This is a genomic window from Paenibacillus sp. 01L418 (genome assembly GCF_056400045.1).
In genome coordinates this window covers 1-5,782 of the sequence record NZ_JBFTSN010000405.1, presented here as the reverse complement: position 1 = coordinate 5,782, position 5,782 = coordinate 1, and the positions used below count along the sequence as shown (strand labels likewise).

Here is a 5,782-nt window from a genome sequence, read left to right as displayed (position 1 = left end):
CAACATGCATCTGCTGGGCGATGTCGATCCCGATAACTAAATGCTGAGCAGTAATTTTTTCAATGAGTTGATTTTGTCTCGCTTGCGATTTAAACTTCATAGTAGAGCGTCCTCCTGGATGATGGAATTTTTAGGGCTATGACCCGTTGCGTACTTCCATCGTACCGAGGCGCTCGTTTTTATGCAAAGCGGAAATTTAACGCTCTACAGGAATGCTAACGGAGAACGTTAGTTAAACAAAAGTGWAGCAGTCCATAACTTTGAGCTCAGAGGCTGGTTAGCAACCGGCGGTGATTATGTGATAGTCGAGATTGATGATTATTTCGAGCATTCATTTCTTATCGGCAAGACATGTTCAATAAAGGAATTAAGTGATATGTACAGAGTAGCCAAAAACCTATGCACGAGCATGAGTGAGTTTACAGATGTTTTTTGCAGGCTTTTTCAATTTGAGCGGGTGCCTTCGTTATATCTGGAGAGCGTCAGATCTGAAATCGTAATTGATACCGATACTGATCACATTTATGCGCCAAGATATTAAGCTTACTGGGAACTAAAGCTTCATAATCACCAGGATGAGGCTGCCGGCATTAATCGGCATCCTCGTTGAGCTAACGTGCAGGATAGTTCAATGAAATCAGGATAAAATGGAAAACATGCATGCTATAATGTTGTAGGAAGTGAAATATAGTATGAACAAAAAATCATTACTTGAATGGGAAACTAGCCATAATGCAATAAATAGGACTGTCGAAGGCTTTTGGAGTTATTTTAGAAAATGGCGTCAAGAAGAGAAAGACGATTACCACGACACATTTCATGGAAAGTTGTATGAGGATTTTATTAGTGTACATGAACGATCAATGTACCTTAAATATACTTTTAACCTTGAAGAAGCAGTAATATTTTGTTCAGTAAATATTTTTTATTTAGAAGAACACATCGGTACTTATGATATTGAGTTTAATTTAGACGGAGAAATTGCTGATGAATATTTAGATTTTGACGATATTTTATTCAAAGATAGGGTGTTGAAAATGAAACATAACATGAGAATTGCCCGAAATGCCTTAAAACAAGGAATTGAAATTGGAACAGTATCCAATATTACTGGAATTGATTCAAATTATATTGAGATTTTGAAGGTGAAATATTGTTAAGCTAAGCGATCATTTGTTATACCCCAATGTTCATTTGACATCGTATACATCCTAGAAACAAGATGGATTTAAAATACTTACAGTCAAGCTGAGCGATTTCAGGAATCCCTCCTGAGATTCGCTCTTTTTTTTTCGCATTTTAAGTCCTAATAATTTAATAAACCTCTCGTCATAGACGAGAGGTTTTAATGATAATTACTATCTATTTATTCGCTATTAACTCGCAAAACCTGCCATAACATGCCAGCTCCCTGGAGCTGATAACGTATAACGGTATTCGCCAGCTGGTTGTCCAGTTGCTATTGTTAATAATGGTGTGGTTGTAGAACCCGGATAAGTCCATTCTTGAGGGTTCAACGTGATTTGTTTGGAAGCAACAAATGTGTTCCCGCGATAAACATTAATCGTCAAAGTATCACGGTATTTACCCGTGTTAACAATAACGCCATGTCCAAATTTAATGGTTCCGCTTGAGATTGTGACGTTCGGGCTAGTGTAACTAAACGCAGCGAATGCTGTTGCTGCAAAACTCAAAAGCATGACTAAAACAAGTGAGAGGGAAAATATACCTTTCTTCATCCTTACATCTCCTTTAATTAGAAATATTAGTGAATTATGTAAGAGGGCCTCTGCACCAAGAGTATAGACAAAGCTATAGAATAAGTAAAGGTGAAAATCATACTATATGTTCAGTTTGCAGATGATAGAATATTATCCCCGATCCGCGCCGTGCTGATATATTCCGGAAGCAGTTTGACTATCTGTTTCCAAAATAAGTAGGGAAATTGTCAGGTTATATTCAATTCTAGAGGAGCTTAGTGTTGATTTCCCTATATCTGATGGAACAAAAATGAATAGGATGATTGTAATATTCTTTGAGGAAGTCAGTAGCTCACAGATAGACACTTGAGTGGACGGGAAGCCACTGTTAACGAACAACTGCGCGCAGCCAACTCGATGCGACCTCAAGAGGTGCTGGCGTAGTGTGCGTCCTATGAATATCATTATATTTGATTAATAGCAATCAAATTTGCCGATACTAATGATACCGGCTGCCTTCTATTGGATCAAGGGGGAGTGTGAGAGCGCTTCCTCGATCTAAGGTGTGTGGACAAAATAACAATGCTAAGAATACAAGATAGATTGTGACACAAGCCATGTAATGTCGGATGACAAGAATATGAGCCGATTAAYTACCGCGTAAATCGCGGTTTTTTTRTTTTATCGGTACATATTCTTGGCARTGTGCAATGTCAAGAATATGTACCGAATGCCGAAAAAGGCCAAGAATGTATASCGATTGCCGATGARCTATTTTATCAWGTGTTCTGCATATTTCACAATCAAACCAAAATCGACTACAAAGAGAAAATGGTAAAAAGGGACTTTTCATTTATTTAGTGCTTTTTGGAATTCGTTTATAATATCTTCAATTAGCATTAATTGAATTTTGTAACTATGTTCTGCAGGCCATTGAGCTTACGGGCAAGATAGTTTAAGATCAAACGCGGTGAACCGTACCACAAATAAGGGCAAGTTTTTTTTGGTGAATTCCTTGCGGCGTATGGGTTTGAATATATGTGCGTAGGTCACATGCGAAGAAACGAGAGAAAGGTGCATCGGTTCATTTTTTTGATTTGTAAAAAGGTGTATATGAAAGTAAACAAAAATCTATTTCCAAGCATAAAATTGCCTCATAGAATTAGTCGTAAAGAGGCCGTTTGGAGCTTGGATAAAATGGACACTCGGATCAAGACCATGTACCAGACTTGTTAAAATCATTTAAACCTAAGAAATGGGGATGAAAGATGAAGCGAAGTCAGAGGTATCCAAGACGAAGTTCCTTGTTGTTATCATTTGTGTTAATCTTATCGATTGTTTTTTCTGTTCAACCATCAGTAGTGAAGGGAGAAGGGGATAGGTCGCCGAAGATTTCGCAGGGGCAGGAGGATCAACAGCCTTTACTTCAAGTTCCTAATCAGCAGGGACAACAAGAAAAGTCCGATCCTGATCTCGAGCAACAACCCCAGTCTAACTTAGAACAGCCGCTTGCCGCTGCTGCTGTAACAGGATATTTCCCACCAAATACCGCGGCATCTGGAAATGTGAAGAACATGGCCTTGCTTTATACTGGATATTACGGTGGACGAACGACATATGAGGGAAGAGAAATCGGCACGTATGACAAGAATACGCTTTTGCCCTATGTTGCGCACTACAACAGTAATAATGTGATGGATGACACCTTTTTCGATTCATTTCTATTTCTAGGAATCAACACATCTGACTATAGAGATTTTGGTGATACAGCGGACCCTGCCAAGTGGACCTATAAGGCGGATTGGGAATGGTATATAAACCGCATTTTCACCGCTAATCAACAACTCGATGCCCTCAACCAAGCAACCCAGCAAGTTGCAACCACACTAAACCTAACAAATTACAAATCCAAAGTATATATTATGATGCCTTATCCTAATAGTGAAATCACCAATTTCGGAGATGTCGATAACGACGGAATCAGCGAAAATCTGAATTCGACGCCTAGCAATATGACGAAGGTAACCAAATGGTATATCGACACCGTATTAAGCAGATGGAATCAAGCCCAATACAGCAACCTTGAATTAAAAGGCTTCTACTGGTTCCATGAAGATATTGATCCCGGCAATCCGGGTGAAGTAAATGCAATTAATAACTCTGGTAACTATCTTCATACGCTTGGTCTGAAACTTGCCTGGATTCCATACTTTGGTGCCGGACAAAGCAATAACTGGAATAATTATGCAATGGATTTTAGCATCCAGCAGCCCAATCACTATTTCGTTCCGGAGACTGATTATTCGAGAATGACGAATGTATCGACCCAAGCTCAAACATATAATAAGGGCATCGAAATGGAGTTTGACGAAAGAGCGATGTTCGACCCCGATTTTAAAAACCGATTCGATAATTACTTAAAGGCCGGCGTAGAATACGGATACATGACGGGAGCGGTCAAGGGTTGGTATCAAGATATTTTTGGGATATATAACTTGTATAAAAACAAGAATAACAACGGTGTAAACGGAGTTTATGACGGGAGACAGATGTATGMAGATATCTACAAATTTGTTAAAGGAACGTATACCATTCCAGTTAATCTTGCAAGCGGTAAATCGGCAGTAGCCTCTTCCAACCAAAGTTCTTCTCTATCCGCTGCTAAAGCTGTTGACAATTTGCCGGGTACACGGTGGTCAAGCCAACAGTATTCAAGTACAGAGTGGATTTACGTCGATCTCGGGCAAGCCTACAACATCAAACGCGTCAAACTTAACTGGGAGTATGCTTACGGCAAGAGCTACAAAATTCAAGTATCGAATGATGCGGTCAATTGGACCGATGTGTACTCGACAACGACAGGCAACGGAGGTGTAGACGATATAGGCTTTGTGCCTACAACGGCAAGATATGTGAGAATGCACGCAACAGAGAGGGGCACGAGCTATGGTTACTCTATTTATGAGTTTCAAGTATATGGAGACAGCGTCGGATCCGCTACTACAACAAATTTGGCGTTAAATAATACAGCTACGTCATCTTCCAATCAAGAGGCAGCTCTTTCTCCGAATAATGCGGTTGACGGTAACGTGGCGACAAGATGGGCCAGTCAGTTTGCAGACCCGCAATGGATTACGATCGACCTTGGGCAGGCTTATAACATAAATCGAGTTATATTGAATTGGGAGCTTGCCTATGGCAAAGGCTACAAGATTCAAGTATCGAATGACGGTGTCAACTGGATGGATGTGTATACGACAACGAATGGAGACGGGGGGATTGACGATATATTCTTTACTGCCGTAAATGCAAGGTATGTAAGAATGTACGGAACCCAGAGAGCTTACTCCTTCTATGGCTATTCCTTATATGAATTCCAGGTTTATGGCAAACCGAATCTAGTGTTAAACAAATCGGCAACATCTTCTTCCAACGAGACATCCACATTAACGGCCGATAAAGCGGTGGATGGTAATGTAACGACAAGATGGGCCAGCCTGTTTTCAAATCCGCAATGGATCTATGTAGACCTCGGACAGGAAACCCGCGTCAACAATGTCAAACTCAACTGGGAGTATGCTTATGCTAAGGGCTATAAGATTCAGGTGTCGAACGATGCAACCAACTGGACGGATATATACATGACAACGAATGGAGACGGTGGTATAGACGATAACTACTTTGAACCGGTAAATGCAAGGTATATAAGGATGCATGCGACAGATCGAGGCACAGGCCACTGGTATTCTCTTTATGAGTTCGAAGTTTATGGCAGCTGAACCATTAGCATAACGTAAAGCCTAATATGGGGTTCTCATCCCAAATAACAAAACAAGCCCATGCACGAAACTGAAGTGCACCCCTTTTAGTAGACATTGGAAAAACCCATATGGGAAACCGATGATACTTTAGGGGTGTATTTTTATGAGGAAAAGAGAGCAACCGAATAAATTGTATTCATATGAAGTAAGGAAAGAAGCCGTACGTTTACACGAAGAGGATAGATGAAGAGAGCAACCGAATAAATTGTATTCATATGAAGTAAGGAAAGAAGCCGTACGTTTACACGAAGAGGATAGATG

Annotated in this window: 3 protein-coding genes; 2 read left to right on the top strand and 1 reads right to left on the bottom strand. The window is 40.2% G+C overall.

Annotation, left to right across the window (positions count from 1 at the left end; translation table 11 throughout):
• Positions 1-692 precede the first annotated feature (692 nt).
• The gene (locus AC1DSE_RS28870; RefSeq protein ID WP_477511120.1) at positions 693-1,160 is read left to right on the top strand and encodes a hypothetical protein; all 468 of its coding nucleotides are present in this window, start codon (positions 693-695) and stop codon (positions 1,158-1,160) included.
• A 216-nt stretch (positions 1,161-1,376) separates the two neighbouring features.
• On the opposite strand, the gene AC1DSE_RS28865 is transcribed toward AC1DSE_RS28870, so the two are convergent.
• Positions 1,377-1,739 (bottom strand): hypothetical protein, encoded by a 363-nt coding sequence (locus AC1DSE_RS28865; RefSeq protein WP_339209213.1) that lies wholly within the window; start codon positions 1,737-1,739, stop codon positions 1,377-1,379.
• Positions 1,740-2,968: 1,229 nt separating this feature from the next.
• Between AC1DSE_RS28865 and AC1DSE_RS28860 the strand changes: the two genes are divergently transcribed.
• Complete coding sequence (locus tag AC1DSE_RS28860) at positions 2,969-5,479, top strand: discoidin domain-containing protein (protein WP_477528605.1); 2,511 nt, start codon at positions 2,969-2,971, stop codon at positions 5,477-5,479.
• The last annotated feature ends 303 nt before the right edge of the window (positions 5,480-5,782 follow it).